This is a genomic window from Rhodococcus opacus B4 (assembly GCF_000010805.1).
In the GTDB taxonomy this organism is placed as follows: domain Bacteria; phylum Actinomycetota; class Actinomycetes; order Mycobacteriales; family Mycobacteriaceae; genus Rhodococcus_F; species Rhodococcus_F opacus_C.
The window spans coordinates 4,850,086-4,876,236 of sequence record NC_012522.1 but is presented as its reverse complement, the minus strand read 5'-3'; the positions used below and the strand labels follow the sequence as shown (position 1 = coordinate 4,876,236).

The 26,151-nt window shown below is 67.8% G+C and carries 26 protein-coding genes; 18 read left to right on the top strand and 8 right to left on the bottom strand.

The features are described from left to right. Positions 1-32 precede the first annotated feature (32 nt). Together ROP_RS22415 and ROP_RS22410 are read right to left on the bottom strand one after the other, a co-directional pair. Positions 33-1,541 carry a class I adenylate-forming enzyme family protein gene (locus tag ROP_RS22415; protein WP_012691691.1) on the bottom strand — a complete coding sequence of 503 codons (1,509 nt, stop codon included), beginning with the start codon at positions 1,539-1,541 and terminating at the stop codon, positions 33-35. 6 nt (positions 1,542-1,547) lie between these two features. Further along, positions 1,548-2,921 carry an MFS transporter gene (locus ROP_RS22410; RefSeq protein ID WP_012691690.1) on the bottom strand — a complete coding sequence of 458 codons (1,374 nt, stop codon included), beginning with the start codon at positions 2,919-2,921 and terminating at the stop codon, positions 1,548-1,550. A gap of 335 nt (positions 2,922-3,256) precedes the next feature. Between ROP_RS22410 and ROP_RS22405 the strand changes: the two genes are divergently transcribed. Together ROP_RS22405 and ROP_RS22400 are read left to right on the top strand one after the other, a co-directional pair. Continuing rightward, positions 3,257-4,090, top strand: a complete 834-nt coding sequence (locus ROP_RS22405; RefSeq protein ID WP_012691689.1) for an amino acid-binding protein — start codon at positions 3,257-3,259, stop codon at positions 4,088-4,090. A 140-nt stretch (positions 4,091-4,230) separates the two neighbouring features. Continuing rightward, positions 4,231-4,746: a helicase associated domain-containing protein gene (locus ROP_RS22400; protein ID WP_043825145.1), complete on the top strand. Its 516-nt coding sequence runs from the start codon at positions 4,231-4,233 to the stop codon at positions 4,744-4,746. Positions 4,747-4,758: 12 nt separating this feature from the next. On the opposite strand, the gene ROP_RS22395 is transcribed toward ROP_RS22400, so the two are convergent. Continuing rightward, entirely contained in the window at positions 4,759-5,403 is a 645-nt protein-coding gene (locus tag ROP_RS22395) for a superoxide dismutase family protein (RefSeq protein WP_043826751.1), read from the bottom strand. A 443-nt stretch (positions 5,404-5,846) separates the two neighbouring features. Here ROP_RS22395 and ROP_RS22390 point away from each other — a divergent pair, with 443 nt between their 5' ends. The 7 genes from ROP_RS22390 to ROP_RS22360 all read left to right on the top strand — a co-directional run bounded on the left by ROP_RS22390 (position 5,847) and on the right by ROP_RS22360 (position 12,640). Continuing rightward, the gene (locus ROP_RS22390) at positions 5,847-6,896 is read left to right on the top strand and encodes an ABC transporter substrate-binding protein (RefSeq protein ID WP_012691686.1); all 1,050 of its coding nucleotides are present in this window, start codon (positions 5,847-5,849) and stop codon (positions 6,894-6,896) included. Between the two features lie 56 nt (positions 6,897-6,952). After that, entirely contained in the window at positions 6,953-7,960 is a 1,008-nt protein-coding gene (locus tag ROP_RS22385) for a FecCD family ABC transporter permease (RefSeq protein WP_012691685.1), read from the top strand. Beyond that, entirely contained in the window at positions 7,957-8,742 is a 786-nt protein-coding gene (locus tag ROP_RS22380; protein ID WP_012691684.1) for an ABC transporter ATP-binding protein, read from the top strand. Before ROP_RS22385 ends, ROP_RS22380 begins: the two co-directional genes overlap by 4 nt. A 13-nt stretch (positions 8,743-8,755) precedes the next feature. Further along, positions 8,756-10,024 carry an MFS transporter gene (locus ROP_RS22375; RefSeq protein ID WP_050785117.1) on the top strand — a complete coding sequence of 423 codons (1,269 nt, stop codon included), beginning with the start codon at positions 8,756-8,758 and terminating at the stop codon, positions 10,022-10,024. A gap of 146 nt (positions 10,025-10,170) precedes the next feature. Beyond that, positions 10,171-10,524 (top strand): YciI family protein, encoded by a 354-nt coding sequence (locus ROP_RS22370; protein WP_012691682.1) that lies wholly within the window; start codon positions 10,171-10,173, stop codon positions 10,522-10,524. After that, positions 10,521-11,762, top strand: a complete 1,242-nt coding sequence (locus tag ROP_RS22365) for an RNA polymerase sigma factor (protein WP_012691681.1) — start codon at positions 10,521-10,523, stop codon at positions 11,760-11,762. Before ROP_RS22370 ends, ROP_RS22365 begins: the two co-directional genes overlap by 4 nt. Continuing rightward, positions 11,759-12,640, top strand: coding sequence for a carboxymuconolactone decarboxylase family protein (locus tag ROP_RS22360; RefSeq protein WP_012691680.1), 882 nt, complete (start codon positions 11,759-11,761; stop codon positions 12,638-12,640). Before ROP_RS22365 ends, ROP_RS22360 begins: the two co-directional genes overlap by 4 nt. 43 nt (positions 12,641-12,683) lie before the next feature. On the opposite strand, the gene ROP_RS22355 is transcribed toward ROP_RS22360, so the two are convergent. The 3 genes from ROP_RS22355 to ROP_RS22345 all read right to left on the bottom strand — a co-directional run bounded on the left by ROP_RS22355 (position 12,684) and on the right by ROP_RS22345 (position 15,478). Beyond that, positions 12,684-14,141 carry a carboxylesterase/lipase family protein gene (locus tag ROP_RS22355; RefSeq protein WP_231868966.1) on the bottom strand — a complete coding sequence of 486 codons (1,458 nt, stop codon included), beginning with the start codon at positions 14,139-14,141 and terminating at the stop codon, positions 12,684-12,686. 26 nt (positions 14,142-14,167) lie between these two features. After that, complete coding sequence (locus ROP_RS22350; RefSeq protein ID WP_043826749.1) at positions 14,168-14,602, bottom strand: YciI family protein; 435 nt, start codon at positions 14,600-14,602, stop codon at positions 14,168-14,170. 90 nt (positions 14,603-14,692) lie between these two features. Then, entirely contained in the window at positions 14,693-15,478 is a 786-nt protein-coding gene (locus ROP_RS22345) for an alpha/beta fold hydrolase (RefSeq protein WP_012691677.1), read from the bottom strand. A gap of 297 nt (positions 15,479-15,775) precedes the next feature. Between ROP_RS22345 and ROP_RS22340 the strand changes: the two genes are divergently transcribed. The 6 genes from ROP_RS22340 to ROP_RS22315 all read left to right on the top strand — a co-directional run bounded on the left by ROP_RS22340 (position 15,776) and on the right by ROP_RS22315 (position 21,559). Further along, entirely contained in the window at positions 15,776-16,534 is a 759-nt protein-coding gene (locus ROP_RS22340; RefSeq protein WP_012691676.1) for an alpha/beta hydrolase, read from the top strand. Positions 16,535-16,584: 50 nt separating this feature from the next. Continuing rightward, positions 16,585-17,052 (top strand): SRPBCC family protein, encoded by a 468-nt coding sequence (locus ROP_RS22335; protein ID WP_012691675.1) that lies wholly within the window; start codon positions 16,585-16,587, stop codon positions 17,050-17,052. Between the two features lie 170 nt (positions 17,053-17,222). Further along, entirely contained in the window at positions 17,223-18,182 is a 960-nt protein-coding gene (gene mmsB, locus ROP_RS22330) for a 3-hydroxyisobutyrate dehydrogenase (RefSeq protein WP_331458003.1), read from the top strand. A 2-nt stretch (positions 18,183-18,184) separates the two neighbouring features. Next, on the top strand, positions 18,185-18,748 hold the full coding sequence (locus tag ROP_RS22325) for an adenylate kinase (protein ID WP_012691673.1): 564 nt from the start codon (positions 18,185-18,187) through the stop codon (positions 18,746-18,748). Between the two features lie 80 nt (positions 18,749-18,828). Further along, positions 18,829-20,331: an aldehyde dehydrogenase family protein gene (locus ROP_RS22320; RefSeq protein WP_012691672.1), complete on the top strand. Its 1,503-nt coding sequence runs from the start codon at positions 18,829-18,831 to the stop codon at positions 20,329-20,331. 13 nt (positions 20,332-20,344) lie between these two features. Next, on the top strand, positions 20,345-21,559 hold the full coding sequence (locus ROP_RS22315) for a CaiB/BaiF CoA transferase family protein (protein ID WP_012691671.1): 1,215 nt from the start codon (positions 20,345-20,347) through the stop codon (positions 21,557-21,559). A gap of 15 nt (positions 21,560-21,574) precedes the next feature. Here ROP_RS22315 and ROP_RS22310 read toward each other — a convergent pair whose 3' ends face one another. Then, a complete protein-coding gene (locus ROP_RS22310) occupies positions 21,575-22,486 on the bottom strand; it encodes a LysR family transcriptional regulator (RefSeq protein WP_012691670.1) in 912 nt (303 codons plus the stop codon). Next, complete coding sequence (locus tag ROP_RS22305) at positions 22,483-22,977, bottom strand: MarR family winged helix-turn-helix transcriptional regulator (RefSeq protein WP_012691669.1); 495 nt, start codon at positions 22,975-22,977, stop codon at positions 22,483-22,485. Before ROP_RS22305 ends, ROP_RS22310 begins: the two co-directional genes overlap by 4 nt. A gap of 131 nt (positions 22,978-23,108) precedes the next feature. Between ROP_RS22305 and ROP_RS22300 the strand changes: the two genes are divergently transcribed. Genes ROP_RS22300 through ROP_RS22290 form a run of 3 tightly spaced genes read left to right on the top strand, consistent with a single transcriptional unit; the run spans position 23,109 to position 26,121 of the window. Further along, a complete protein-coding gene (locus tag ROP_RS22300; RefSeq protein ID WP_012688466.1) occupies positions 23,109-24,263 on the top strand; it encodes an isobutyryl-CoA dehydrogenase in 1,155 nt (384 codons plus the stop codon). Then, positions 24,260-25,348, top strand: a complete 1,089-nt coding sequence (locus ROP_RS22295; protein ID WP_012691668.1) for an enoyl-CoA hydratase/isomerase family protein — start codon at positions 24,260-24,262, stop codon at positions 25,346-25,348. Before ROP_RS22300 ends, ROP_RS22295 begins: the two co-directional genes overlap by 4 nt. Further along, complete coding sequence (locus ROP_RS22290) at positions 25,345-26,121, top strand: enoyl-CoA hydratase (protein WP_012691667.1); 777 nt, start codon at positions 25,345-25,347, stop codon at positions 26,119-26,121. The genes ROP_RS22295 and ROP_RS22290 overlap by 4 nt, the downstream gene beginning before the upstream one ends. Positions 26,122-26,151 lie beyond the last annotated feature (30 nt).

The window sequence follows — 26,151 nt, the reverse complement described above, 5'->3', positions numbered from 1 at the left end:
TATTGACGCGATGTCGATGCGCCGGTGCACTCTCACCGGACTCTCTCGAATCGGGCAGGAATATCCTTGAAATCAGCTCGGATCCGCGCCTTCGCGATCTTTCCGGTTGGCAAGCGAGGCAGTGGTTCGTCGAGAAGCACCACATACCGCGGCACCTTGAAATCGGCCAGGTGCATCTCGCAATGGCGGACGAGTTCCTCGACATCGACATCGCCCGTCACGATCGCAGCAGGGGTTTCACCGAAGCGGCCGTCGTCGACCGGAATGACCGAAACCTCCGCTACACCGTCGAAATTCACGATGACAGACTCGATTTCGATCGGGGAGATGTTGATACCACCGGAGATGATCAAGTCCTTCAACCGGTCGACGAACCGCAAGCGGCCATCCCCGTCGACGACGCCCAGGTCACCTGTGTGCAACCAGCCGCTCCGGATGGCGCGGGCGGTCGTGACCTCGTCGCCCCAGTACCCCGGCGTGACGGCCGGGCCGCCGATGAGGATCTCACCGGGCTCACCGGGAGCACAGTCGGTGTCGTCATCGCGGACCACTCGGAACTCGGAGAATACCGAACCGAATCCACAGGTATCCGGGTGCGCGAATGCATCAGCCGGTGTCGTGGCGGTCGTGACCCCACCGCCTTCCGTCATTCCGTATATCTGGCGGAGGGCGACTCCCTTGTCGCCCCAGGTGTGCAGGAGGTCGATCGGCACTGCCGCTCCTCCCACAATCGCGGATCGGAGCGACGACAGGTCGGCGGACCGGAACGTGGGGGCGGCGGCCATCTCCTGGTAGACGAGCGGCACTCCGCATGCCATCTCGATGGAGAAGCGCTCTATCCGGTCGAGTGCCCGTGCGGGATCGAACTTGTGTTCGATCACGGTGGATCCCCCGAAGACGATCGGCATCACCACACCGTTCAACATTCCGGGGAGAAAGCTCAGCGGAAGGGCCAGCAACATCGAATAGCCCTGATGCACTGCAGGCTCGCGGAGCGAGGATTCGAAGCAGATGTCCATGACCTGACGGTTAGTGAACTTCACACCCTTGGGCTGGCCGGTGGATCCACTGGTGAAGATCACGAAGATCAGGCTCTCGGGCGTCGTGTCGATGCGAAAGTCGTCGTCGCCCCCTACGCGTAGCGAGTTCAGTGTGTCGAAGGAGACGGTTTTCACCGACGGATCCGGCAGGGCGCGTCGTACGAGCGCCTCATGCGACGGTGCGGCAAGTACCGCGCGCAGACCGGCCTCGTCCGCAATCTTGGACAGCTCGGTCTCGGTGAATCGGCTGTTGAGCGGCACCAGAACGGCGCCGGCCTCGAGCGCCGCAAGCGCGCCGACCGGCCACGTCATCGAGTTCGCACCGACAATCCCCACTCGATCTCCGGAGTCGACTCCGAGATCGTGCAGCAGTCGCGCACCGCGACTCGTCCAGTTCGTCAGTGTTCGATAGTCGACCGTGTCGTCCTCGAACCGGAACGCCGGTGCGTCGCCCTGACTCCTGCCCCACCACTCGATTGCCGAGCCGATTGTGAGTGCCATCGCCGGTCACGAATCCGACTGTGTAGCTGACATATCCGCTCGGTGTGCTGCCGCGGGTCGGGCGGCGGGCACGGCAACCGTGTCCGGCTGCCGTTTCGGGACGGCCACGACCAGCGCCGCGGCGACCAACCCGACCGCCGCGAACACGTAGAACGCCCACTGGGTACCGAGCGAGGAGCCGACGATGAGTCCGGCGACGATCGGGCCGCACACGCCGCCGAGCCGACCCAGCCCGATCGCCAAGCCGAGGGCTGTGCCCCGCGCCCGGGGCGAGTAGTAGATGCCGACGAACCCGGACACGGCCGTCTGCGACGCCGAGCAGAAGCCGATGAGCAGGATCAGTGCGAATACCAGTGCCTGCGCCGGCTCGAGGGTCAGGACGGACACCGCGATCGCTCCGACGACGAAGCCTGTCGAGATCACCGGACGCGGGCCGAAGCGGTCGGCCAGTCCGCTGAGCACCACCATGCCCATGGCGCTACCGAGGTTGAAGGCCAGCAGGAACACCAGGGCCGAACCCAGGTCGTATCCGGTGGACCGGAGCATCTGCGGAATCCAGGTGTTCATCGCGTACGCCACCAGCAGTCCGCAGAAGGAGATGAGCGGGAACAGCACCGTCGCGCCCCGGTATCCCGGGGCGAAGAGCCGGGCCAGAGCACGCCCGCGGCCGGTGTCGGAGCCGTCCTCGGTCACTGCGCGACCGGATTCCGTGCGCATGTCGATGCTGTAGCGCACCATGATCGCCTGCGCCTCGTCGTGCCGCCCCTTCTGAATCAGGAACGCGACCGATTCCGGCAGCGTCTTCAGCGTTATCGCGAGCACGACGACACCGAGCGCACCACCGACGAGGAACATCATGTGCCATCCGTATGCCGGGATGACGTAGATTGCCGAGATCGCGGCGACGCACCCACCGATGGTGAAACCGGTCTGGATGACCCCGTTGAAGAACTGGCGCCGCTCGAACGGCACGTACTCCATCGTCAGCGCGATCACTGTGGGCAGTGCGCCACCGAATCCGATCCCGGCTGCGAACCGGAACAGCCCGAACAACTCCAGATTCGGAGCGAATGCGCACAGAGCGGTGAAGAGGCTGAAGTTGACGACGCAGGCGAGGATCACCGGGCGGCGCCCGACGATGTCCGTGAAATACCCGGCGAACATGGCACCGATCAGCATTCCCACCAGGGACAAGCTGCCGACGAGCCCGGCCGATGCTGCGGTTATACCCCACTCCTCCTTTTCGAGGAGGGTGGGTAGGACGGTGCCGAACATGATGAGATCCAAACCATCCAGTGTCGTGATGGCGAGGCAGGTAGCGACGACCGCAAGCGTGCTGGACCTGCCGTTGGTGGCCGATCCGGCCAGGTGGAATGTCATGGAATTCCCTTCTCGTCACTGCGGCACAGGCTCGTCGACAGGACGTGCCGTCACAGGGCGGACGAACGTGGACGGCAGCCGAAATCGAGGTGGCCGCCGGAAAAGCGAATTCAGATCCGGTATGACCCGGATCACGTCCATTAATCTAATGGTTATTGTTTTAGGTGGCAAGGCCCAAGATTCGGCAGGGCGCCGCAGTCAGGAACTTCGAGCGTCGTGGCCGCCGTGTTCCCCACCACATCTGCATTGTGTTTCAATGCATTTCACGCTCAACTGTCACACCACCGACCGGGCGCGGAAACCGCGTCGCAATACGGCGGGGAGACAGTGGGTGCATGAACGATGCCGTGAGAGAACCCGGAGTTCACGTCAACGCGTGCGAGGCGTGCGGCCGGCTTCCGCATCCCCGCCGCGGCCGCCTGGCGCTCGCGAAACTGTGCGCCGTGTTTCCCGTCGAGCTGTTGCTCCACGCCTTGGTCATTCATTTCCACGTCTCGTATCTGGCCACGGTCGCAGTTCTCACCGTCACCACGACGGTGTCGGTGATCTGGGTGGTCGAGCCGTCGGCGATGCGGCTCCTCGGCGGATGGCTGCACGGTCCCGCGGACGGCAGGCACGGCCATCCCGCGACCGGACAATCGCTCTGGCGCATCCGGGTCCGGGTGGGCGATCGCCCGGGTCAGCTGGAATCGCTGGCCCACAACCTCGCGGCGCTGGGCGCGAACATCCTGACCGTGCACGTTCATCACCTGGACGGCGGTTCACTCGACGAGCTGATCGTCGGGGCGTGCCGGGACACGTCGCCCGAGGCGCTGTCGAATGCCGTTCGCGCCGGCGGCGGTCACGGTGTCGGCATCTGGCCCGCGTCGGCGCTCGCCCTGATCGACGGCCAGACCAAGGCCTTGACGTTGGCGTCGCGGGTCGTGGCCGATTCGTCGGAGCTTCCCCTATCGATCGCGGAACTCCTCGGAGCCCAGTTCGTCGATGTACGCACGAGCGACGTCCCCACCACGGCGGCGAGTGTCGAGATCCCGTCGGGTGATGACATACTCGTCTTCGTCCGACCGGCGGACGAGCCGTTCACGCCGGCCGAGATCGCCCGAGCCCGCCGCCTCGGCGAGCTGGCGCAGAAGAAGCGGGACATGACAGTGGCGACGGAACGGCCGTAAAGCCCTCGAGGACCGTCATTCGCGCACAATTGCACCCCAACACGAGCCGACTTCCGTGACAGATCGTCAATGTGTTTGACATACTTGAACTAATGACTACCCGGACACTGTTTCACGGCTCTCACAAGGATGCGATCTCGATGCGAGATAACCAGTCCGCAGCCTCCGCCTTGCAACTCTACTGCGCCTTTCGACACCAGAATCCGCACAGCGTGATGCCCTCCGACTACGTCACCGACAGCGGTTTCCGACTCGGACGTTGGCAGGACCGTCAGCGCGTGGCCCGCATGCTGGGCACCCTGCCGCCCCAACGTATCCAGCAACTCGACGCGATCGGCTTTCTGTGGAGCGATGACGCCGTCCCGCTCCCGGCCGTGTCACCGGCCGACAGCAAGCGGCGCCGAATGCTCACCGCCATCGCCGCCTACCGCGAAGAGCACGGCAACGCACTCGTTCCCGCGAACTATGTCACCGCCGACGGAGAACAGGTGGGCCAGTGGCTCTATCGAGCGGTGAAGAAGTGGCGGGCCGACGCACTGCCGGACGAGGAGCGGCGCCCACTCGTCGTGCTCGGCGTCTCTCCCGGTCCGCGCCCACGAGGGCCGCGGACCTCGGCTTCGCGCACGTCTGCTCGGCATTCCGTCGGTCGCCACTGACGGCCAGAGCCGTCAGAAGTCCTCGTTGATGCAGGCCAGACGATCACCGGCCATCCCGGCCTCGCCGGGACCGGTCATGGTGCGCTGTGCGTGGAGCACCACGGAGTTGGCCTCACCTTCGCGAAACTCCCAGTCGACCGTCGTCGACGCCTGCGCGTTGCCGCTCGCGTCGGTGGTGACGTCGAGCCAGATCTCGTTCTGTGGATTCGCGTATGCGGGATCCGAAGACGGCGATTCCGGAGTGGCGGCGGGATCGACGTCGTTCTGATAGTGCGGTCCAGAATCCGAAGGTTTCGGCCCGCACGGCCGTGTGTGCGCGTGCACACCGAAGTCACGGTTCGGTGCGAGCCCGGTCGCGGTGAACGTCACCGTTGTGCGGCCGTCCTGTCCCTCGGATTCGAGACGGACGGAGGAACCCACCGGAACAGCCACTTCGTCGTAGGTGAACGCGTTGTCCTCGGCGGCACCCTCCACCGGAAGTTGGAAGCCGTCACCTGTCGTGCCCGGAAGCGGGACAGGCACGCTGGTCGTCGTTTCGGCAGAAGCCGGGGGTGTCTCGACGGTGGCATCCGTCGACGCATCGTCGCTTCCGCATCCGGACGCCACCAGCGCGGTCAGGGACACGCCAGCGATCAGAGTTGCTCGTCGTGTGTTCATGACTTCCCGCGTACCCGCGGAGCGGACCACCGAATCCGCCCTCGACACCGGTGCTGCGCAGAAGTGGCGGCGGTACCGACGCGGAGCCTGCCGGCCTCGGGTCCGAGCACCGACTCCCGGAACTAAACCCCTTCCACTGCAACCATTCTCGGAACATCACGCACCGTTGCCGGCGTGATCGACCTGGCGAACGTCCCGCCGGCCCGGCGTTCTTCCGGGACTCACCGATATCGAAGAGTGCAAGCGGCCCGGCGTTCTTCCGGGACTCACCGATATCGAAGAGTGCAAGTCGAACTTACACCAAGAGATTAGGTTAGGTTTACTTCATGATAAGGTTCACGCGCTTCCTCGCGTGCACGTGCTGATCGCTCTTTTTCGTTCGACAGCCGGGATCGACGCCCGGGTGGGGCGCCGATCCTGGACGAGCAGAAAGCATGACGAGCGTGAGAACATCCGTGGGCCGAATCGGCCTCGTGGCCATCACAGCAGTACTGGCGAGCACCCTGGCCGCCTGTGGGCAATCCGAAACCGTCGACGACTCCGGCGCCGCCTCGGCCGGCGAGGGCAGCACGAGCTACCCCCTCGTCCTCGACAACTGCGGGCAGCAGGTCACCGTCGACGCCGCGCCGCAGCGGGTGGTGTCACTGGACCAGGGGTCGACCGAGATCCTGCTGTCCCTCGGCCTCGCCGACCGGCTGGTGGGCACGGCGTCGTGGACGGACCCGATCCGCGAGAACCTCGCGGCGGCCAACGCGACGGTGCCGCGGCTCGCGGACAACGCCCCGACGTACGAGGTGGTCCTGGACGCCGATCCGGACTTCGTGACGGCCTCGTTCGGCCGGCACTTCGAGCAGGGCGGTGTGGCGGAGCGCTCTCGGTTCGCCGAGACCGGAGTCGAGTCGTACCTGTCTCCCACCGACTGTGACAACGGAGTCAGCATCAACGGTGGCGGCAAGCGCACGAATCCGCTGACGATGGACGCGCTGTACCAGGAAATCGGTGAACTCGCGTCGGTGTTCGACGTGACCGAGCGGGGAACCCAGCTGATCGCGGAACTGAAGGAACGAGAAGCCGCGGCTCTGCGGTCGATCGAGAAGTCGAATGTGTCGACAGCCTTCTGGTTCGCCGACACCAAGAGTCCGTACGTGGCCGGCGGCCTGGGGTCCGCGAGCCTGCTCGCCAAGTCGGTCGGCGCCACCAATGTGTTCTCCGACCTCACCGACGACTGGTCGCCCGTGGGCTGGGAGATCGTGGTGGAACGGAACCCGGACGTCCTGATCCTCGGCGACCTGCTCCGCAACCGCTTCCCCGGCGACCTGCTGGCGGACAAGATCGCCTTCCTCGAATCCGACCCGGTGACGCAGAACCTCGATGCGGTGCGCGACAAGCGGTACATCGCGCTGCACGGCGCCGAGATGAACCCGTCGATCCGCGCCGTCGACGGCCTCGAGAAGGTCGCTGCCGGCCTTCGCGACCAGAAGGTTCCGTCCTGACTGCGACCCTCGACCACGCCGAGACCGGTGTCCCCGCACCGGTTCGGCGGCGGTGGGTGTTCGGGACGCTGATCGCGGCCGGCGGCGTCGTCGCGCTCGGACTGTCGATTCTCGTCGCGGTCACCCTCGGCCCGGCGGATGTCTCACTGGTCAACGTTCGCGACGTGCTGCTCAATCACCTGGGACTCGCGGATATCCCGGTGCGGCTGTCGAAGAACGCGATCGTGTGGGAGGAACGCCTGCCCCGGGCACTGGTCGCCGCCGCGTGCGGCGCCGGACTCGGACTCTGCGGCGTCATCATGCAATCACTGCTGCGCAACCCGCTCGCCGACCCGTTCGTCCTGGGGATCTCGTCGGGTGCGTCGACCGGCGCGGTGGTGGTGGGCGTGCTCGGGGTCGGCGGCGCAGCGCTCGGACTGTCCGGCGGCGCGTTCATCGGCGCACTGGTCGCGTTCGGGCTGGTGTTGCTGCTCGCCCACCTCTCCGGCGGCAACAACGACCGTGTCATCCTCGCGGGCGTCGCGAGCACCCAATTGTTCTCGGCGCTCACGTCGTTCGTGATCTTCGCCTTCGCCGACTCCGACGAGACCCGCGGCGTGATGTTCTGGCTGCTCGGCTCCCTCGAGGGCGTCCGCTGGGACGACGTCACCCTGTGCGCGATCATCGTGTTCGCCGGCACCGCCCTGTGCCTGCGCTACGCGTACGTCCTCGACGCCTTCTCCTTCGGCGACGAGGTGGCGGCGTCGCTCGGCATCGCCGTAGGCAAGGTCCGACTCCTGCTCCTCGTGGTCACGGCGATCATCACGGCGACCCTCGTCAGCGTCGCCGGGGCGATCGGCTTCGTCGGGCTCGTCCTCCCCCACGCCGCACGATTCCTCGTGGGCCCCACACACAGTCGCCTGATCCCGGCGACCGCGGTGATGGGTGCCGTCTTCATGGTGTGGGTGGACGCCGTCTCCCGGGTCGCGTTCGCACCCACCCCGCTTCCGGTGGGTGTCGGCACCGCCCTCGTCGGCGTTCCCGCGTTCATCGTCATTCTGTCCCGGCGAAGGAGAGCCCAGTGACACTCCACGCAGACGACGTCACGTGGAACCGTGGAGGTGCACTCGTCGTCGACGGTGTCACCGTCACACCGGAACAGGGTGCGACCGTGGGTCTGCTCGGACCCAACGGATCCGGCAAGTCGTCTCTGCTGCGGCTGCTGAACGGCGTCGTCCGCCCCACCTCCGGTGTCGTGACACTCGACGGCGACGACCTCACCACCGTGCGTCGCAAGGACATTGCGCGAGCTGTCGCCGTGGTGAGTCAGCATGCCGACACCGATGTCGACATCAGTGTGCGCGACGTGGTGCGACTCGGACGGATCCCGCACCGCGGGACGTTCGGCGGCAACCCGGCCGCCGACGACGCCGCCGTCACCGACGCGCTCGAGCACACCGGTCTCACGGCGAAGGCGGATCGGCTCTGGCACAGACTGTCCGGCGGCGAGAAACAACGAGTGCAGATCGCCCGTGCCCTGGCTCAACAACCGCGCGAGCTGCTCCTCGACGAGCCGACCAATCACCTCGACATCCACCACCAACTGGAGTTGCTCTCACTCGTCACGCGGTTGCCGGTCACCAGCGTGATCGCCCTGCACGACCTCAACCTCGCCGCCATGTTCTGCGACACCGTCATCGTGCTGAAAGACGGTCGCGTGGTGGCCGGCGGAACCCCGGCCGAGGTGCTGACGTCGGACCTGATCGCCCAGGTGTACAACGTCCGCGCCGAGGTACTCGTCGACGAGGTGAAGGGTCGGTTGTCCATCCTGTTCGAGCCGGGACCGGTTCCCGTCCCCGTCCACTGAGGAACCTCGACTCGTGACGGAGACGGACACCCGTGGTCGTTTCGTGGGCCGATGGTCGCTGCTGCGCAGTCTGGCCGCGGCGACCCCCGAGGTCCGGCTGCTCGTCCTCACCCAACTCGCATTCAACGTCGGCTTCTTCATGGTGCTGCCCTATCTGTCGGTGCATCTGTCCGAGGATCTCGGTCTGCGAGCGGCATTCGTCGGCGCCGTGCTCGGTCTGCGCACCTTCTCGCAGCAGGGACTGTTCTTCGTCGGCGGTTCGCTCGCCGACCGCTGGGGTGTCAAACCGGTTGTGCTGTCGGGCTGCGTCTGCCGCATCCTCGGTTTCGCCGGGTTCGCATTGTTCACGTCGGTCTCCGGGATCGTGGTCGCGACCATCCTGACCGGGTTCGCGGGCGCCCTGTTCTCGCCCGCTGTCGAAGCGGCGCTCGCCACGGCTGCGGGCGGAACCGACGACGGGGGACGGTCCCGGGTGGACGCGTTCGCGCTGTTCAACGTGTGCGGGCAGATCGGGTCGTTCGCCGGTCCGCTCGTCGGATCGGTACTGCTGCTCGCCGACTTCTCGGCCGCGTGCCTCGCCGCGGCCGGGGTATTCGTCGCCATCCTGCTCGCGCACGTACGGTGGCTGCCGTCCGGGCCGGGCTCCCACGCCACCGACAGCTGGTGCGAGGGCTGGTGGGAAATACTCGGGAACAGGCGGTTCCTCCTCTTCGCCGCGGTGATGAGCACGCAGTTGGTCGCGTACAACCAGCTGTACCTGCTGCTGCCGCTGGCGGTGGAGCGGGTCTGGGGCTCGCAGTCCCCGCTCGGCTGGTTCTTCGCCCTGTCGTCGATGTTCGTCGTCGCCGCACAACTGCCTGTCACGAGGCGGGCGAACACCCACGCCGCCCTTCCCCTCGGTCTCGCCGTCATGGCCGTCGGTTTCGGCGTCATGGCCCTCGCCGTCCCCGTCCAACCCCGCGGGTTACCCGGACTGATACCACTCGCCGGCTTCGTACTCCTGCTCGCGCTCGGCCAGATGATCGCCATGCCGGTCGCACGAGATGCGATTGCCCGCATGGCCTCCGGTCGCCGGCTCGGAACGTATTACGGCCTGTTCGCCTCCGTCGGTGGAGCCGCGGTCCTGCTCGGATCCGTTGCCCTCGGCGCCCTGGTCGACGCCGTACCGTCCACCGGGTGGCCCCTCGCCGCACCGTGGTGTGCCGTGGGAGCTCTCCTCACCGGCAGCGCAGTGGCCGTTCGGGTCCTCCTCCGCAACGGTCGGAACATCGACCGCGGATAACGGAGGGCCTGCCGATCCGTGTCCCTGGGACAATGACGTGACAACGAAGAGGCGGCGACCGTATTCCGTCGCCCGGTCGTGTCGAGATCCGGTCGGTCCGTTCGTCATTTCTTCGAGACATCGTGACAGTGGTGATTGGAGGAGCTGTGCAGTACATGCTGCTGATCTACAACTGTGAGCGGCCCGACCCGGACGACCCGGAGTTTCCCGGGGCCATGGCCAGGGTGAATGCGTTCGCCGACGAGTGCCGCCGCCGGGGCGTGTTCGTCGGCGGGCACCCGCTGCACCCCGAGCACACCGCCACCACCGTCAGTGTCCGGGACGGCCGGACGCTGATCACGGACGGACCCTTCGTCGAAACCCACGAGCACCTCGGCGGGGCCTACATCCTCGACTGCCGCAACCTGGACGAGGCCCTGGAACTGGCCGCGCTGTGCCCGATGGCGGAGCAGGGTTCGATCGAGGTGCGGCCGATCGTCGGGGCGGCGAACGAAAAATGAGTTCGGCGGCGATCCTGCAGCGCGTCTACCGCGAGCACCGGACCCTGATGCTCGCGGCCCTGATCCGCGCACTCGGCGACTTCGAACTCGCGGAGGACGCGCTCCAGGACGCGTGCGCACTCGCGCTGCGCAAATGGGGTGACACGGCGCCGGACGACCCGGTGGCCTGGTTGCTGACCGCGGGCCGCAATTGCGCCGTCGACCGGCTTCGGCGCGCGCGGGTCGGACGGGACAAACTCGCGCAGCTCGGTGCGCAGCCCGAGGCGGTGACGACGATGACGAAACTCGGCGAGAGCAGCCTTCTCGAAACGGGCGACGAGCGACTGAGCTTGATATTCACGTGCTGCCACCCCGCCCTGTCGGAGGACGCACGGGTCGCGCTCACTCTGCAGGCCGTGGCGGGGCTGACCGCCGGGGAGATCGCCCGGCTGTTCCTCGTCGGCGAACCGACACTGGCGCAACGCCTGGTGCGGGCGAAACGGAAGATCCGCGACGCCGGCATCAGCCTGGACGTCCCGGCCGACCATCTGCTGCCCGAACGGCTCGCCGGCGTTCTCTCGGTGGTGTACCTGATCTTCACCCACGGCTACACCACCGACCCCGACCGACCCGAACACCGCACACTGCGCCGGGAGGCGATCCGGCTCGCCGAACTGGTCGCCGCCCTCATGCCCGACGAGCCCGAAGCGGCCGGACTGGTCGCGCTGTTGCTGCTGCACGACTCGCGCAGCACCGCCCGCTACGACCCTGCCGGTGATGTGGTGCTGTTGGCGGACCAGGATCGGTCCCGCTGGGATCGCGCCGAAATAGTCGAGGCTGTCGGGCTGCTGGATCGGGCACTGCGCCTGGGAAGACCGGGCCCGTACCAGTTGCAGGCCGCGATCGCCGCCCTCCATGCCCAGGCCGCGTCGGCCGATCGGACGGATTGGCGCGGCATCGCTGCCCTCTACGCCGAACTGCTCGCGGCGGCCCCCTCGCCGGTGGTGACGCTCAATCACGCGGTCGCCGTGGGCATGGCCACCACCCCGGGCGAGGGTCTGCTGCTGATCGACCGGATCGACGGCCTCGACAATTACCACCTGCTGCACGCGGCCCGCGCAGATCTCCTGCGCCGCCTCGGCCGCGCCGCGGAGGCCGCAGAGGCGTATCGGAACGCACACCGGCTCGCCACCAACCCCGCCGACCGACGATTCCTCGCCGGCCGTCTGCACGACCTCGACGCTCAGGAGTCCCGATGAGACTGTCCGTTCTCGACCACGGCCACCGCCGCCGCGCCACACTCTTCCTCACGCTCACGTCGACGATGTCGCGCGTGGACAGTCCCGACATCGTGAAGATGCTGCTGTACCGGCCGGGCTTCCTCACCCGCCCGCTGCTCGACCTCACCGCCGACGCGATGCGCGGGCCGTCGTACTGGACCGCCGGAGAACGCGAATACCTCGCGATGTGCACCGCGCAGCTGTACCGATGCCCGTTCTGCATCGACACGCACGCCGAGCTCACCCGCATCGCCGGCCGGGGCGAGATCGATCCGGCCGATCCCGCCTCGGCACGGCCGCCACTGCGCGCCGTCCGCGAGTTCCTCGACCAGCTCAACCGGACACCGGACCGCGTCGACGCCACCGGCATCGCCGACCTGCCCGAACCCGCAGTCCTGGACGCTCTGCACGTGAACCTGGTGTGGAACATCGTCAACCGGCTGGCCAACGCGTTCGGGTTCACTCTTCGCGAGGGCCAACTGCACAGCGGCACCCGAGCATTACACCGGTTCGGCTACCGCTTCCCGGGATTTCTTCTCGCCGAGGGGAAGACGACCGACCACGGTGACGTCGCGGCCAACCTGCGCCAATCGGTGCTGAACTCCCCTGCCACCACCGACCCGCCCCTGCGCGCCGCCGCCGCGGCAGGCGGCCCGCTCCCCGAGCCCTGGCAGTCCTACGTCACCGCCGTCCGTGACGCCTCGTACACGATCACCGACACCGACGTCACCCGGCTGACCGCCGCCGGGCACACCGAGGATCAGATCTTCGAGGTCACCGCCGCGGCAGCGGTCGGGGCGGCGCTCCGCAGCTTCGACGCCGGCCGGAACGCGCTGGGCCGCAGGGTCACCGACTGAATCCGGCTCCGTCGCAACGTATTCGTCGATCTCCGGCGGATCCTCAGGTGGTGCCCGGTAGGTATTCGGCGCCGATGTCGTCGGGGGCGGTGTCCTCGCAGAGGTGCGGGTCGGCGTCGAACCACATCGCCTTTCCAGTGCCCTCGTAACGGGGCCAGCCGGGATCGCCGTGGGTTGCGAAGTCGACCCAGGTTCGGTGCATCGCGTGGGTGAGGGTTTCGGGTGCGGCGTCTCCGAGGAGGCCGCGGCACGCCTGTGTGGTGTCGAAGACGAAGGGGACGTCGAGGCCGTGTGCCGCGCCGTGTAGTGGTGATCGCCATGCGAATTCGTAGACGTAGGCAGGGCCCGGGTGACGCCGCGCGGTGCGGCGGCTCGGTGATCGGAACATCAAGTCGGTGTAGGCGGCGGTGAGTGCCTGCGCGGGGGTGACGGCCGGTTCGTGGAGACGGTGTCGCGCGAGGAGCGCTTCGGCGTCGGGGTAGGTGGCGGCCAGTTCGGCGACGGCGTCGTCCGCGTCGAAGTCGGCGAACTCGTCGGCACCGAAGCCGAGGTTGGCTTCCTCGAGCGTGGTGCCGATCAACAGGTCCACGCCGCGCGCGTGGGCGCTCGGGACTCCGACCGGGTCGGGCAGGACGTCGTCACCGGTGGTGGGGAGGAACAGCGCACGACCGTGGCCGGGGTCGACACCGTTGTCGTCGCGCAGGTCGGGGCGGGGTTCGTGCCTGAGCAGAGCGCCCTGCGCGCGCAGCAGGTCGGGCGCGGAGCATGCTCGGAATGCGCCCGCTGCCGGGGAGATCCCGAGCCGGGCGGCGAGTGCCTTCGTGAGATCTTCGGCGAGACCCAGCGGGCGCGCCATCTCGTCGTGTCCGCTCTGGACGATCGCTCGCCGGAACAGTCCGGCGGCCGCCGGGGAGTGCAGCAGGAACGCGACCGACGTGCCGCCGGCCGACTCGCCGAAGACGGTGACGTCGTCCGGGTTCCCGCCGAACCCGGTGACGTTGTCGCGGACCCAGTGCAGCGCCGCGATCTGGTCGCGCAATGCGATGTTGGTGACCTCGCCGGGCAGTGCGAGGAACCCCTCCGCGCCGAGGCGGTAGTTGACCGTGACCAGGACGACGCCGTCGCGGGCGAACGCCGTGCCGTCGAAAGCCGGGGCGGAACCCGAGCCGATCATGAATCCGCCGCCGTGGATGTAGACCATCACCGGGAGCCCACTCGTGCCCGGGTCGGGTGTCCAGACATTGAGATTGAGGAAGTTGCCGTCCCCGGTCACCCACCCCGGCCCGACCAGCGGCGCCAGACACGCCTGAGTGGGGTGCAACGACGGCTGAGGTGCGGTCGCGCCGTACGCGGTGGCGTCCCTGACCCCAGCCCAAAGTTCGACCGGGCCAGGGGGTGCGAATCGGCGTTCGCCCACCGGAGCTGCCGCGTACGGGATGCCCAGGAAGCGGGCGACGCCGCCGGTGTGGTCACCGGCGAGTCGCCCTGCCCCTGTGTTCACGGAACGGACGGTCATCAGCGGCCGTCCTAGGCCTCGAGGCCGGATCCGCCGTGGCAGTCGGCGATCGTGGGCGGCGCGGCGAGGAACGGGCGCAGCTCGAGCCATTCGTGGATCGGCTTCCCACCCGCACCCGGCGCCGCGGACAGCTCTCCGGCCAGCTCGAGCGCCCGCTCGTGGGTCTCGACATCGATCACCATCCAGCCCGCGATCAGGTCCTTCGTCTCCGCGAACGGGCCGTCGGTGACCGGTGGCCGTCCCTCGCCGTCGTAGCGGACGAACGTGCCCTCCGGGGACAGTGCCTGACCGTCGACGAACTCACCGGTCCCCTCGAGCTTGGTCGCGAAATCCTGCATGTACTGCACGTGCGCCGAGATCTCCTCCGGTGTCCACTCGGCCATCGGCACGTCGTTGACCGCCGCCGGCGCGCCGCGGTAGTGCTTGAGCAGAAGGTACTTGGCCATCAGGTTCTCCTCGGTTCTGGTGCGACCCATTCTGGCCGCATTCACCACGGGGACGGAGCCGATCACGGGTTCTCGACATCGCCTCCGGAACTATTTCCGATCGACGCGATCGAGCCAGTCGGCGAACAGCGCGGCGAGCAGTGCGGGCCGCTCGTGCATCAGCGCGTGACCGGCGTCCTCGACGACCGCCAGGGCGGCGTGCGGATAACTGTCGAGCAATGCGCACGCGTCGGCGTACCCGGCGACCGAATCGTGCCGGCCCGCCACGATCACCGTCGGCCCCGGGAACGCACCCGACCCGACATCGACCGCCCACCCGGCGAAGATGCGACCGAGCGCATCCTCGTCGACGAGCGTCGTCCCCGGCACCACGTGGTCGCGGTAGCGGCGAGCGGTGGCCCCGGTGCGCACGACGAAGTACTCATCGAACCCCGCCCACTGCGCACGCTCGAGTTCGTCGTAGGCATCGGTGTCCCGGCGAACCACCGCGTGGCCGGGCACGTTCCGCGACCGCTCGGCGACCGGACACACCAACGCCAGACCGAGTACCGCGTCTGGTCTCTGCGCGGCCACGCCACGAGCCAGGTAGGCGCCGTACGAATGCCCCACCAGCAGCACGGGGCCCGCCGCCACGCCGTCGACGAAGTCGCCGAGCAGCGTCACCACGTCGTCGTTGCAGGTTAGCCCGTCCGCTGTCGACAGGCCCATCCCCGGCAGGTCCGGGTAGATCCGCCGGTACCCCGCGCCCGGAACGACGGCCTCGATCGCCGCCTCGATCTCGCGATGATCCACGCCGGCACCGTGCAGGGCGACGATCGGCACGCCACTGCCGTGCTCGACCCAGTGGACCACGGCGTGGTCGAACCGGCGCTCCATGGCAACACCCTAACGATCCTGGCGCCGCAGCTCCCGAGACGTCGGACGAAACAGGGCGCGGGCACCACAGGCCACGCGCCGTTTCGGCAGGTCAGCGACTGGCCGCGGCCGGAGAGAAAATGGTTGGCGGGCACGACGCCCGCACTGCTACCGTTCGACGGACCGTGACTTCGTGCGAGGAGGTGGGACCCATGAACGCTGTAACCCTGTGGGTGCTCCCCCTCTGCACGGCCGGGCGATCGACGTAGGTGTCGCCGGGAGCGCCTCGACCACAAGGCAATCCCGAAAGGCAACACCATGCACTTCACCTCCGAGACATCGTCGAACGGTGTCATCGAACGAACCTTCACCCTGGGCGAGATCACCGGCGTGCTCTGGACACCCGAATCCGGAACCGCCGGTGCGCCGCTGCTGCTGTCGGGACACAGCGGCGGCATGCACAAGAGGGCGCCGGGCCTGGTCGCCGGCGCACTCCACTGCGCGACCACCTACGGGTACACCGTCGCCGCCATCGACGCGCCCGGACACGGTGACCGGCCGCGGAATATCCAGGATCAACGGTGGGCCGACGCGATCCATCGGGCTCGGGCGGCGGGCGAGCCGATCGCTCCGATCGTCGTCGACTACAACGCATCGCTGGCGGAGCGTGCGGTGCCGGAATGGCAAGCCGCCCTCGACGCCCTGCAGGCACTGCCCGACATCGGCACCGAAGCACCGATCGGCTACGGCGGCATGACGTTGGGTGTCGCGACCGGGCTGATGCTGGCGACGGTCGAATCCCGGATCGCTGCCCTGAGTTTCGGTGCGGTCTTCGTGGACGACGCTCTGATCGAGACGGCACGAAAGGTCACCGTCCCGGTCGAGTACCGGATTCCGTGGGACGACGAGTACATCGACCGCAATGCCGGACTCGCACTGTTCGACGCCTTCGGCTCGAAGGAGAAGACACTGCACGCCCACCCGGGCGGGTACAACCAGGTGCCCGACTACGAGCGCGACAGCTCGGCCCGGTTCTTCGCCCGCCACCTCCGCCGGGCCGGCGTGACACCGGCCTGACGTGCCCGGTATCGGCAAGTTTCGGGCCGTAGCGCCCTAGACTCGGGGCCATGGGACGGACCGACCGCGTCAGCCGGGTGATCTCGGCGTCACCGACGACCGTGTACGACGCCCTGGTCGACCGGGAATCCGTCGAGGCCTGGTTGCCACCGGAAGGCATGCGGGGTCGGATCGAGAAGTGGGACCCCCGTCCCGGTGGCGGGTTCCGGATGGTCCTCACCTACCTCGACGCCGCCGACAGCCCCGGCAAGAGTTCGGCAGCGACGGATGTCGTCGACGTCGGATTCACCGCCTTGATGCCGGCGGAGCGGGTGGTACAGCAGGCGGTGTTCGAGGCCGACGACCCGTCGTACGCGGGCACCATGACGATGACCTGGCAACTCGCCGCGACCGAAGGTGGCACGTCCGTGACCGTCACAGCCACGGACGTGCCACCCGGCATCGACCAAGCGGACCACGAGGCCGGCATCGCGTCCTCGCTGGCCAACCTGGCGTCATACGTCGAGGTCGCCGACTGACGTCCTGCCCGTCTCGCGAGCAGTGACGATGCAATTTTGCACATCCCCTTTGCAGGTTCGGTGATTCCGCGATCCTCGGCGCGCGGGCACACTCGAAACCGATCCTGGCGGAGAGCGACGCACAGCGGCCCGCTTCCCCGGGATTCACCCACGACCTGTTGTTCGGATCGATGCCCCGGGTGGGCTTCCTCCTCGGCCCGTGCGTGGAACGTCGGCAACCACAAGGAGTACAGATGAGCAAGATCGCTTTCCTCGGGCTCGGAAACATGGGCCTGGGTATGGCCACGAATCTGACACGAGGCGGCCACACGGTCGTCGGATTCGATCCCTCCCCCGCAGCAGCGGAGAAGGCTCGGGCACACGGAATCGCTTCCGCTGACAGTGTTGTCGACGCCGCGGAGAACGCCGACGTGATCATCACGATGCTGCCCAGCGGCAAGCATGTGCTCGACGTCTACGCAGACCTGGTTCCGGCAGCACAGCCGGGAACCCTGTTCCTCGACTGCTCGACGATCGATGTCGCCGACGCGCGGGCCGCCGCCGAACTCGCTGTCGCCGCCGGCCACAGCGCCGTGGACGCCCCCGTCTCCGGCGGCACCGTCGGCGCGGACGGCGGAACCCTCACGTTCATGGTCGGTGGTCCGGCCGACGCGGTGGACCGGGCCGCCACGTTCCTCGATGCCATGGGCTCGCGCATCGTCCGATGCGGCGACGCCGGAGCCGGTCAGGCTGCAAAGATCTGCAACAACATGATCCTGGGAATCTCCATGATCGCCGTCAGCGAAGCTTTCGCGCTGGGCGCCAAGCTCGGCCTGACCGACCAGGCACTGTTCGATGTCTCGTCGACCGCGTCCGGCCAGTGCTGGGCGCTGACGACCAACTGCCCGGTTCCCGGTCCCGTTCCGACCAGCCCCGCCAACCGCGACTACGCCGGCGGATTCGGGAGTGCGTTGATGCTCAAGGACCTTCGGCTCGCGCAGGCCGCCGCAACCGACAACGGGGTGGACACTTCGCTCGGGCGGCGTGCAACCGAACTGTACGAACAGTTCGTCGCTCAAGACGGCCCGGGTCGTGACTTCTCCGCGATCGTCACGGCGATCCGTTCCGGCGCTCTCGACGCGCAGGCGTAACCGTGCGCATCATTCTGACGGGGCCACCGGGAGCGGGTAAAGGAACTCAGGCGCAGTCGCTTTCGTCGAAGTTGCAGCTCCCCCACATCTCGACCGGCGATCTGTTCCGCAGCCACATCGCGGAGGGCACAGACCTGGGCCGGCGAGCGAAAACGTTCCTCGATGCGGGCGAACTGGTGCCGGACGAGGTCACCATCGGCATGGTGGTGGAGCGACTCGCTGCCGACGACGCGACCGCCGGGTTCATTCTGGACGGCTTCCCCCGCACCGTCGCTCAGGCAGTCGCTCTCGACGAGTTCCTGGCCGAGCAGCTGATCCAGATCAACGCTGTACTCGATTTCTCGATCGCGGACGATGCCGTCGTCGGGCGGATGCTGGCCCGTGGACGCGCCGACGACACCGAGGACGTCATTCGCCGGCGTCTGCGGGTCTATCACGACGAAACCCGCCCGCTGCTCGACTACTACTCGGCGCTGCTGGTCTCGGTCGATGCGGACGGTGAGGTCGACGAGATCTACGCCCGCGCGATCGGCGCGTTGTCCGAGCGCGTCGCGTCGACCCCTTAGCACTGTTCACCCGCACCCCTATTGCTTCCGTCCTCGCTGCACTCGCAGCAGAGCCATCCGTATGTCAAGGAGATTCCGATATGACCTCCACACAGCCCACCCTCGCCGATCTCGAGATTCCCGAGGCACGCGACTACCCCATGTTCGTCGACGGCAGTTGGGTGGAAGCCCGGTCCGGCGACTGGACCGACGTGACGACCCCGATCCTGCGTGAGCACGTGATCGGCCGTGTGCCGTCGTCGAGCACCGAGGACGTCGATCGGGCGGTCCGCGCGGCGAACAAGGCGTTCCCGCAGTGGCGTTCCCAGCACTTCACCGCACGAGCCCGGATCCTCGCGAAGATCGCCGACGCCATCGACGCCCGCTCCGAGGAACTCGCACGCCTCACCGCGCTCGACACCGGCAACGCGCTGCGCACCCAGGCCCGCCCCGAGGTCGCCACCCTGGCGAACCTGTTCCGCTACTTCTCCGGCGTCGCCGGGGAGATCAAGGGCACCGTGCTGCCCGCCGGTGACGACCAGCTGCAGTACTCCCGGCAGGAGCCGCTCGGCGTCATCGGCGCCATCCTGCCCTGGAACTCCCCGCTGATGATCGCCGGTTTCAAGATCCCCGCGGCCCTCGTCGCCGGCAACACCGTCGTCGTCAAGGCCGCCGAAGCCGCACCGCTCAGCGTCCTGCTGCTCGCCGAGATCTGCGCCGAATACCTCCCCGCCGGTGTCCTCAACGTCATCACCGGATCCGGTCGGGTGGCCGGTGAGGCGCTCGTGCAGCACCCGGACGTCCACAAGGTCTCGTTCACCGGCTCCACCGAGGTCGGCCGCCACGTGGCCCGCGAAGCCGGTGGCCGCCTGGCCCACGTCTCCCTCGAACTCGGCGGCAAGAACCCCTCCATCGTCTTCCCCGACGTCGACGTGGACGACGACTTCATCAGCCAGCTGCTGCTCTCGACCCGGGTGCACCGGCAGGGCCAGAGCTGCACCGCCGGATCCCGCCTGTTCCTGCACCAGGACATCTACGACCAGGTCCTCGACCGTCTGGTCACCACCCTCGCCGGCCTGAAAGTCGGTAACCCGCTGGACGAGGCGACGGACATGGGCGCGATCATCAACGACAAGCAGTTCGCGTCGGTGAACGGGTTCCTCGAAGACGGCCTGAGCTCGACCAAGGTCTCCACCGTCCTCGACGGCTCCCCCGACACGATCGGCAACACCGACGGCTACTACATGGGCCCGACCGTGTTCTCCGGCGCCGACAACACCTGGCGACTGTCGCGGGAAGAAATCTTCGGACCCGCCCTCGTCGCGATCCCGTGGAACGACCACGCCGACGTCGTCGCGATGGCCAACGACTCGCACTACGGTCTGGCCGCGTACGTGTGGACGCACAACCTCGACCTGGCCCTGTCCACGGCCCACGCGCTCGAAACCGGGTGGGTGCAGGTCAACCAGGGCGGCGGCCAGATGGTCGGCCAGTCCTACGGCGGATACAAGCAGAGCGGCCTCGGCCGCGAGGTGTCCCTCGAGGGCATGATCGCCGGATTCACCCAGACCAAGCAGGTCAACGTGCGCCTGCGCACACTCTGAGGAGGAACGCATCATGACTGTCGGACCTCTCAATGACATTCTCGTGCTCGACCTCTCCCGGGCACTGGCCGGGCCGATCGCCGCGATGATGCTCGGCGACCTCGGCGCCCGCGTGATCAAGGTCGAAGCCCCGGGCACCGGCGACGACTCCCGCACCTGGGGGCCGCCGTTCGTCGGGCCGCAGGACGACCCGCAGTCGTCGTACTTCATGTCGGCGAACCGGAACAAGGAATCGATCGTGCTGGATCTGAAATCCGAGCACGGTAAGGACGCGCTGCGCCGGCTGATCCGGCAGGCGGACGTGCTGATCGAGAACCTCCGGCCGGGCGCCTTCGATCGCCTCGGGTTTTCGCCGGAGGTACTCGAAGAGCTCAACTCACGGCTGATCACGTTGTCCATCACCGGGTTCGGGCACGACGGTCCGGAAGGTTCCCGCCCGGGCTACGACCAGATCGCCCAGGGCGAGGCCGGACTCATGTCGGTGACCGGTGACCCCGACGGGGAACCGACGCGGATCGGAGTGCCGATGGCGGACGTCCTCGCGGGTGTCCACGGCACCGCCGGAGTGTCGGCGGCGCTGGCCGCCCGGGAGAAGACCGGCAAGGGCATGGTCGTCCGGACGTCGCTGTTGGCCGCCGCGGTCAGCGCACACACCTTCCAGGGCACGAAGTGGACCGTCGGTGGTCAGGTCGCGCAGCGGTCCGGCAATCACCATCCGCAGATCGCCCCGTACGGCAGTTTCCGCTGCGCGGACGGCTACGTGCAGATCGCGGTCGGCAGCGAGGCGATCTGGGCGAAGTTCGCCCCGGTGGCCGGTCTGTCGGCCGACGATCCGCGGTTCGCGGTCAACCGTGACCGGGTCGCGGGCCGGGATGCGTTGATCGCCGCCATCGAGGCCGACTTCGCCGGCCGTACCCGGGTCGATGTGCTCGCCGCGCTCGAGGCCGCGGGTGTTCCCGCGGGGTCGATCCGCACGATCGACGAGGTGTACGAGTGGGAGCAGACCCGCAGCCAGGGACTGCTGCTCGAGGTCGACCACCCGGTGGTGGGACCTGTGCAGTTGCCGGGTCCGTCCTTGCGGATGGAAACGGCCGGCGGCGACTCGCTGGTGCGCGCCGAGCATGCCGCACCCCCGGTGCTCGGGCAGCACACCGAGCAGATCCTCGACTGGCTCGACGCGGTCGACGCCGCCGAGTCGCGGGGCACCATGGTGCCCGCACAGGCGTGACGCCGAGCGGCCGTGCTACGCGGTGGGGACCAGTTCCTCTCGACGGCTGAGGGCCTCTTCCTGGATCGCTTGCCGGACAGCCTGTACCGCAGGATTGGTCAGGCTTTCGCGGCGAGCGGCCAGGGAGAAGGCGAGCCGGACATCGACGACATCGGGCAGGATCCTGCGCAGATCGGCGTGCTGGTCGGCCATGAACGCCGGCAGCAGTCCGATGCCGCCGCCCGACCGGGTGGCAGCGACGTGAGCGAAGATGTTGGTGGACATGAATTTTGCCGCGACACCGGGCAGGTGCCGGTTCAGGTCGAGATCCCCGACCTGCAGCAGGGAATCGACGAAGAAGACCAGCGGATGCGCCGTCAACTCCTCGATGCTGCCGGGTTCACCGTGGTCGCGGAAATACTGTTCGCTGCCGTACAACCCGAGCGAGTACTGGCACACGCGTTCGGAGACCAGCCGGCTGGTGATCGGTGTCCCCACCGCGACGGCCAGGTCGAACCCCGATTGATAGAGGTTGAGTTGCCTTGTATCGGTGATCAATTCGACGACGAGATGCGGATGGTTCATTCTCAGCTTGGCCAGCGCCGGAGCGACGAACAACGAGCCGAATCCGTCCGGGGCGGTGATCCGGACCGTTCCGCGGAGTGGATTCTCGCTGATGCCGAGGACCACGTCGGCAGCTTCCTGAACGGCTTCCTCGATCAGTTGCGCCTTCTCCGCGATCGATCGGCCGACATCGGTCAACTCCCACCCGTCGGTGCTGCGCTGCAGCAGACGGACGCCGAGGACCTTCTCGAGCGCGCGCACTCGCCGCGAGACAGTGGTGTGATCGACGCCCAGGTCCATCGCCGCGGATTGGCGGCGACCGGTTCGCGCCACGGCGAGCAGATACCGCAGATCATCCGAGCGAATATTGCGCACGTCGATCACGGCCGGCCTCCCGCCAGGTCGGCGGCCGCGGTCGATGCCCGCCGGGTTGCGGTGAGCAGCTGTTGCAGACCCTCGTGGAGACGGTGCATGTCCTGCGGGTCTGCGAGCGCGACGCCATCGAGGGCGCGGCTCGCCGAGGCCCCCACCTCGCGCCCCTTGTCGGTGATCGTGACGAGGGTCGAGCGGCGATCGGAACGGTTGATCGCCCGCACGCACAGCCCGGCCTCTTCGAGTCCGTCGACGAGCGTTCCGATGGTGGTCGGGTGCCGGTCCAGGGCGCGAACGATGCGCACCATGGGCAGTGGCCCGTTCGCGGCGACCATCATCGCCAAGACCTCGTACCGGGCGAAGGACAGTCCGAGTGGGCGCAACGTGGAGTTGAGGTGGTGGGTGATCAGCTTCTGCGTCTGCAGGACGGCGGCGATCAGCGCCGTGGCCGACGCGACGGAATCGGCGCCGGGCGCCGGGTGGGGTGGTTGCGGAGTGGCCACCGGTAGCCTCCTCGTGGTTCGGAATCGGACATCCAATGAACGACCACTTTCGGGTCACATCCCACTGGCAATTTACATGGATATCCAACTATAGTACTTCCAACTACCCGAACCTGAAAGGGTCGATTGATATGTTCACCTTGACCGATGACGAGCGGGCGATTCGTGACACGGCCCGTGATTTCGCGGCCGAGCATCTCGCGCCGCATGCTGTGGAGTGGGATCAGACGAAGCATTTCCCGGTGGATGTGCTGCGGAAGGCGGCGTCGTTGGGGATGGGCGGGATCTACGTCCGCGAGGACGTGGGGGGTTCGGAGCTGACCCGGGTCGATGCGGCCCGGATCTTCGAGCAGTTGGCGAAGGGCTGCCCGTCGATCGCCGCCTATATTTCCATTCACAACATGGTGACCTGGATGATCGACAGGTTCGGCACCGAGGAGCAACGGCATCAGTGGGTGCCTCGGTTGTGTGCGATGGATCAGCTGGGCAGTTACTGCCTGACCGAGCCGGGTGCGGGTTCGGATGCGGCGGCGTTGAGCACCCGCGCGGTCCGCGACGGCGACGACTTCGTCCTCAACGGGGTCAAGCAGTTCATCTCCGGGGCCGGGACGTCGGAGGTGTATGTGGTGATGGCCCGCACCGGCGAGGGCGGGCCGCGGGGGATTTCGGCGTTCATCGTGCCGAAGGAGTCGGCGGGGCTGTCGTTCGGGCCGAACGAGGTGAAGATGGGCTGGAACGCCCAACCGACCCGGCAGGTGATCTTCGAGGATGTGCGGGTGCCGGCGGCGAACCTGCTCGGTAGCGAGGGCGGCGGGTTCCGGATCGCGATGGCCGGCCTGAACGGGGGCCGCCTCAACATCGCGGCGTGCTCGGTCGGCGGGGCGCAGACCGCCCTGGACAAGGCCGTCGCCTATCTGGCGGACCGGAAGGCGTTCGGGGCGGCGTTGCTGGACTCGCAGGCGTTGCAGTTCCAGCTCGCGGACATGCGCACCGAACTCGAGGCCGCCCGCACCCTGTTGTGGCGGGCGGCCGCCGCCCTCGAGGAGGGTGCCCCGGATGTGGTGGAGTTGTGTGCGATGGCGAAACGGTTCGCCACCGACACCGGGTTCGAGGTCGCGAACCGGGCGCTGCAGCTGCACGGCGGGTACGGCTACCTTGCCGAGTACGGGATCGAGAAGATCGTCCGCGACCTGCGGGTGCATCAGATCCTCGAAGGCAGCAACGAGATCATGCGGGTGGTCATCGCCCGCAGCATCATCGCGGGACACGGAAAGGGAGCGGCATGACAGGCGCGGGAACCACGGAGCCGGAGGTTCTGATCGACACCAGCGGCGGGGTGGGCCGGATCGTGTTGAACCGGCCGAGGGCGATCAACGCCCTCAACCATTCGATGGTCCGGCAGATTGCGGCGGCCCTGACGGAGTGGGCCGGCGACGATCAAGTGCGGGCGGTGCTGATCACCGGCGCCGGGGACCGCGGGTTGTGCGCGGGCGGGGACATCGTCTCGATCTACCACGACGCCAAAACCGGGGGCACCGGGTCGCGGGAGTTCTGGCGCGAGGAGTACATCCTCAACGCCGCCATCGCGAACTACCGCAAACCGTATGTGGCGGTCATGGACGGCATCGTGATGGGCGGCGGGGTCGGGGTGTCGGCGCACGGCAGCGTCCGGATCGTGACGGAGCGGTCGATGATCGGGATGCCCGAGACCGGGATCGGGTTCGTCCCCGACGTCGGCGGCACCTACCTGCTGGCCCGCACCCCCGGCGAGTTGGGCACGCACATCGCGCTCACCACGGCACGGCTGAGCGCCGGGGATGCGATCGCGTGCGGGTTCGCCGACCACTTCATCCCGTCCGAGCAGATCGCCGCGTTCGTACAGAAGCTGTCGGAAACCTCGGTGGAGGCGGCGGTGGCCGCGTTCACCGCACCGGCGCCGGCCTCGGACCTGCTGGCGCAGCAGGGCTGGATCGATGCCGCGTACTCGGCGGATTCGGTCCCGGAGATCGTGTCCCGGCTCCAACGCAGTGGGGTGCCGGAGGCGGCGAAGGCGGCCGAGCAGATCCTGTCGAAGTCGCCGACCGCGTGCGCGGTCACCCTGGCCTCGCTGCGCCGCGCCCGCGCGGCGGGCAGCCTCGAGGACGTGTTGAACGACGAATTCCGGGTGTCCGTCGCCTGCCTGAACTCGCACGACCTCGTCGAGGGAATCCGGGCGCAGGTCGTCGACAAGGACCGCAACCCACACTGGTCACCCGCCACCCTCGACGAGGTCACCGACGACGACGTCGCACAGTTCTTCACACCCCTCGGAGACCTCGAACTCGGCCTCCCCCATCCCACCACGACGACGACGACCGGAGCACAGCAGTGACCGACTACGAGACCATCCTCCTCGACCGCAAGGGCCGGGTCGGGATCATCACCCTCAACCGCCCGAAAGCGCTGAACGCGTTGAACTCCCAGCTTCTCCGCGAACTCGTCACGGCAATCGAAGAGCTCGACACCGACAGCGGCATCGGCGCCATCCTCATCACCGGGTCCGAACGCGCGTTTGCGGCCGGCGCGGACATCAAGGAGATGCAGACCAAGTCCTACATGGACGTCTACCTCTCCGACTTCTTCTCCATCGGCGACCGCATCGCCGCCGCCCGCAAACCCATCGTCGCCGCGGTTGCGGGATACGCCCTCGGCGGCGGGTGCGAACTGGCGATGATGTGCGACATCCTCCTCGCCGCCGACACCGCCAAGTTCGGGCAGCCCGAGATCAAACTCGGCGTCATCCCCGGCATCGGCGGCTCACAACGCCTCACGCGCGCCGTCGGCAAGGCCAAGGCGATGGAACTGTGCCTGACGGGCCGGACCATGGACGCCGAGGAAGCCGAACGCGCCGGACTCGTCGCCCGCATCGTCCCCGCCGCCGACCTGTTCGACGACGCCCTGCAGACGGCCACCACCGTCGCCGAGATGTCGCTGCCCGTCGCGATGATGGCGAAGGAAGCGGTCAACCGATCCTTCGAGACCACCCTCACCGAGGGAATCCGCTTCGAACGACGCGTGTTCCACTCGACGTTCGCCACCGAGGACCAGAAGGAAGGCATGGCCGCATTCGTCGAAAAGCGGGCGCCGGACTTCACCCACCGGTAGTCCCCACCCGGTCCGAGCCGCCCCGCACCG

Excerpts from the sequence above, each read along its gene's own strand:
- ROP_RS22415 (WP_012691691.1), bottom strand. The coding sequence starts at position 1,541 with ATGGCACTCACAATCGGCTCGGCAATCGAGTGGTGGGGCAGGAGTCAG.
- ROP_RS22410 (WP_012691690.1), bottom strand. The coding sequence starts at position 2,921 with ATGACATTCCACCTGGCCGGATCGGCCACCAACGGCAGGTCCAGCACG.
- ROP_RS22405 (WP_012691689.1), top strand. The coding sequence starts at position 3,257 with ATGAACGATGCCGTGAGAGAACCCGGAGTTCACGTCAACGCGTGCGAG.
- ROP_RS22400 (WP_043825145.1), top strand. The coding sequence starts at position 4,231 with ATGCGAGATAACCAGTCCGCAGCCTCCGCCTTGCAACTCTACTGCGCC.
- ROP_RS22395 (WP_043826751.1), bottom strand. The coding sequence starts at position 5,403 with ATGAACACACGACGAGCAACTCTGATCGCTGGCGTGTCCCTGACCGCG.
- ROP_RS22365 (WP_012691681.1), top strand. The coding sequence starts at position 10,521 with ATGAGTTCGGCGGCGATCCTGCAGCGCGTCTACCGCGAGCACCGGACC.
- ROP_RS22360 (WP_012691680.1), top strand. The coding sequence starts at position 11,759 with ATGAGACTGTCCGTTCTCGACCACGGCCACCGCCGCCGCGCCACACTC.
- ROP_RS22350 (WP_043826749.1), bottom strand. The coding sequence starts at position 14,602 with ATGGCCAAGTACCTTCTGCTCAAGCACTACCGCGGCGCGCCGGCGGCG.
- ROP_RS22345 (WP_012691677.1), bottom strand. The coding sequence starts at position 15,478 with ATGGAGCGCCGGTTCGACCACGCCGTGGTCCACTGGGTCGAGCACGGC.
- ROP_RS22340 (WP_012691676.1), top strand. The coding sequence starts at position 15,776 with ATGCACTTCACCTCCGAGACATCGTCGAACGGTGTCATCGAACGAACC.
- ROP_RS22335 (WP_012691675.1), top strand. The coding sequence starts at position 16,585 with ATGGGACGGACCGACCGCGTCAGCCGGGTGATCTCGGCGTCACCGACG.
- mmsB (WP_331458003.1), top strand. The coding sequence starts at position 17,223 with ATGCCCCGGGTGGGCTTCCTCCTCGGCCCGTGCGTGGAACGTCGGCAA.
- ROP_RS22320 (WP_012691672.1), top strand. The coding sequence starts at position 18,829 with ATGACCTCCACACAGCCCACCCTCGCCGATCTCGAGATTCCCGAGGCA.
- ROP_RS22315 (WP_012691671.1), top strand. The coding sequence starts at position 20,345 with ATGACTGTCGGACCTCTCAATGACATTCTCGTGCTCGACCTCTCCCGG.
- ROP_RS22300 (WP_012688466.1), top strand. The coding sequence starts at position 23,109 with ATGTTCACCTTGACCGATGACGAGCGGGCGATTCGTGACACGGCCCGT.
- ROP_RS22295 (WP_012691668.1), top strand. The coding sequence starts at position 24,260 with ATGACAGGCGCGGGAACCACGGAGCCGGAGGTTCTGATCGACACCAGC.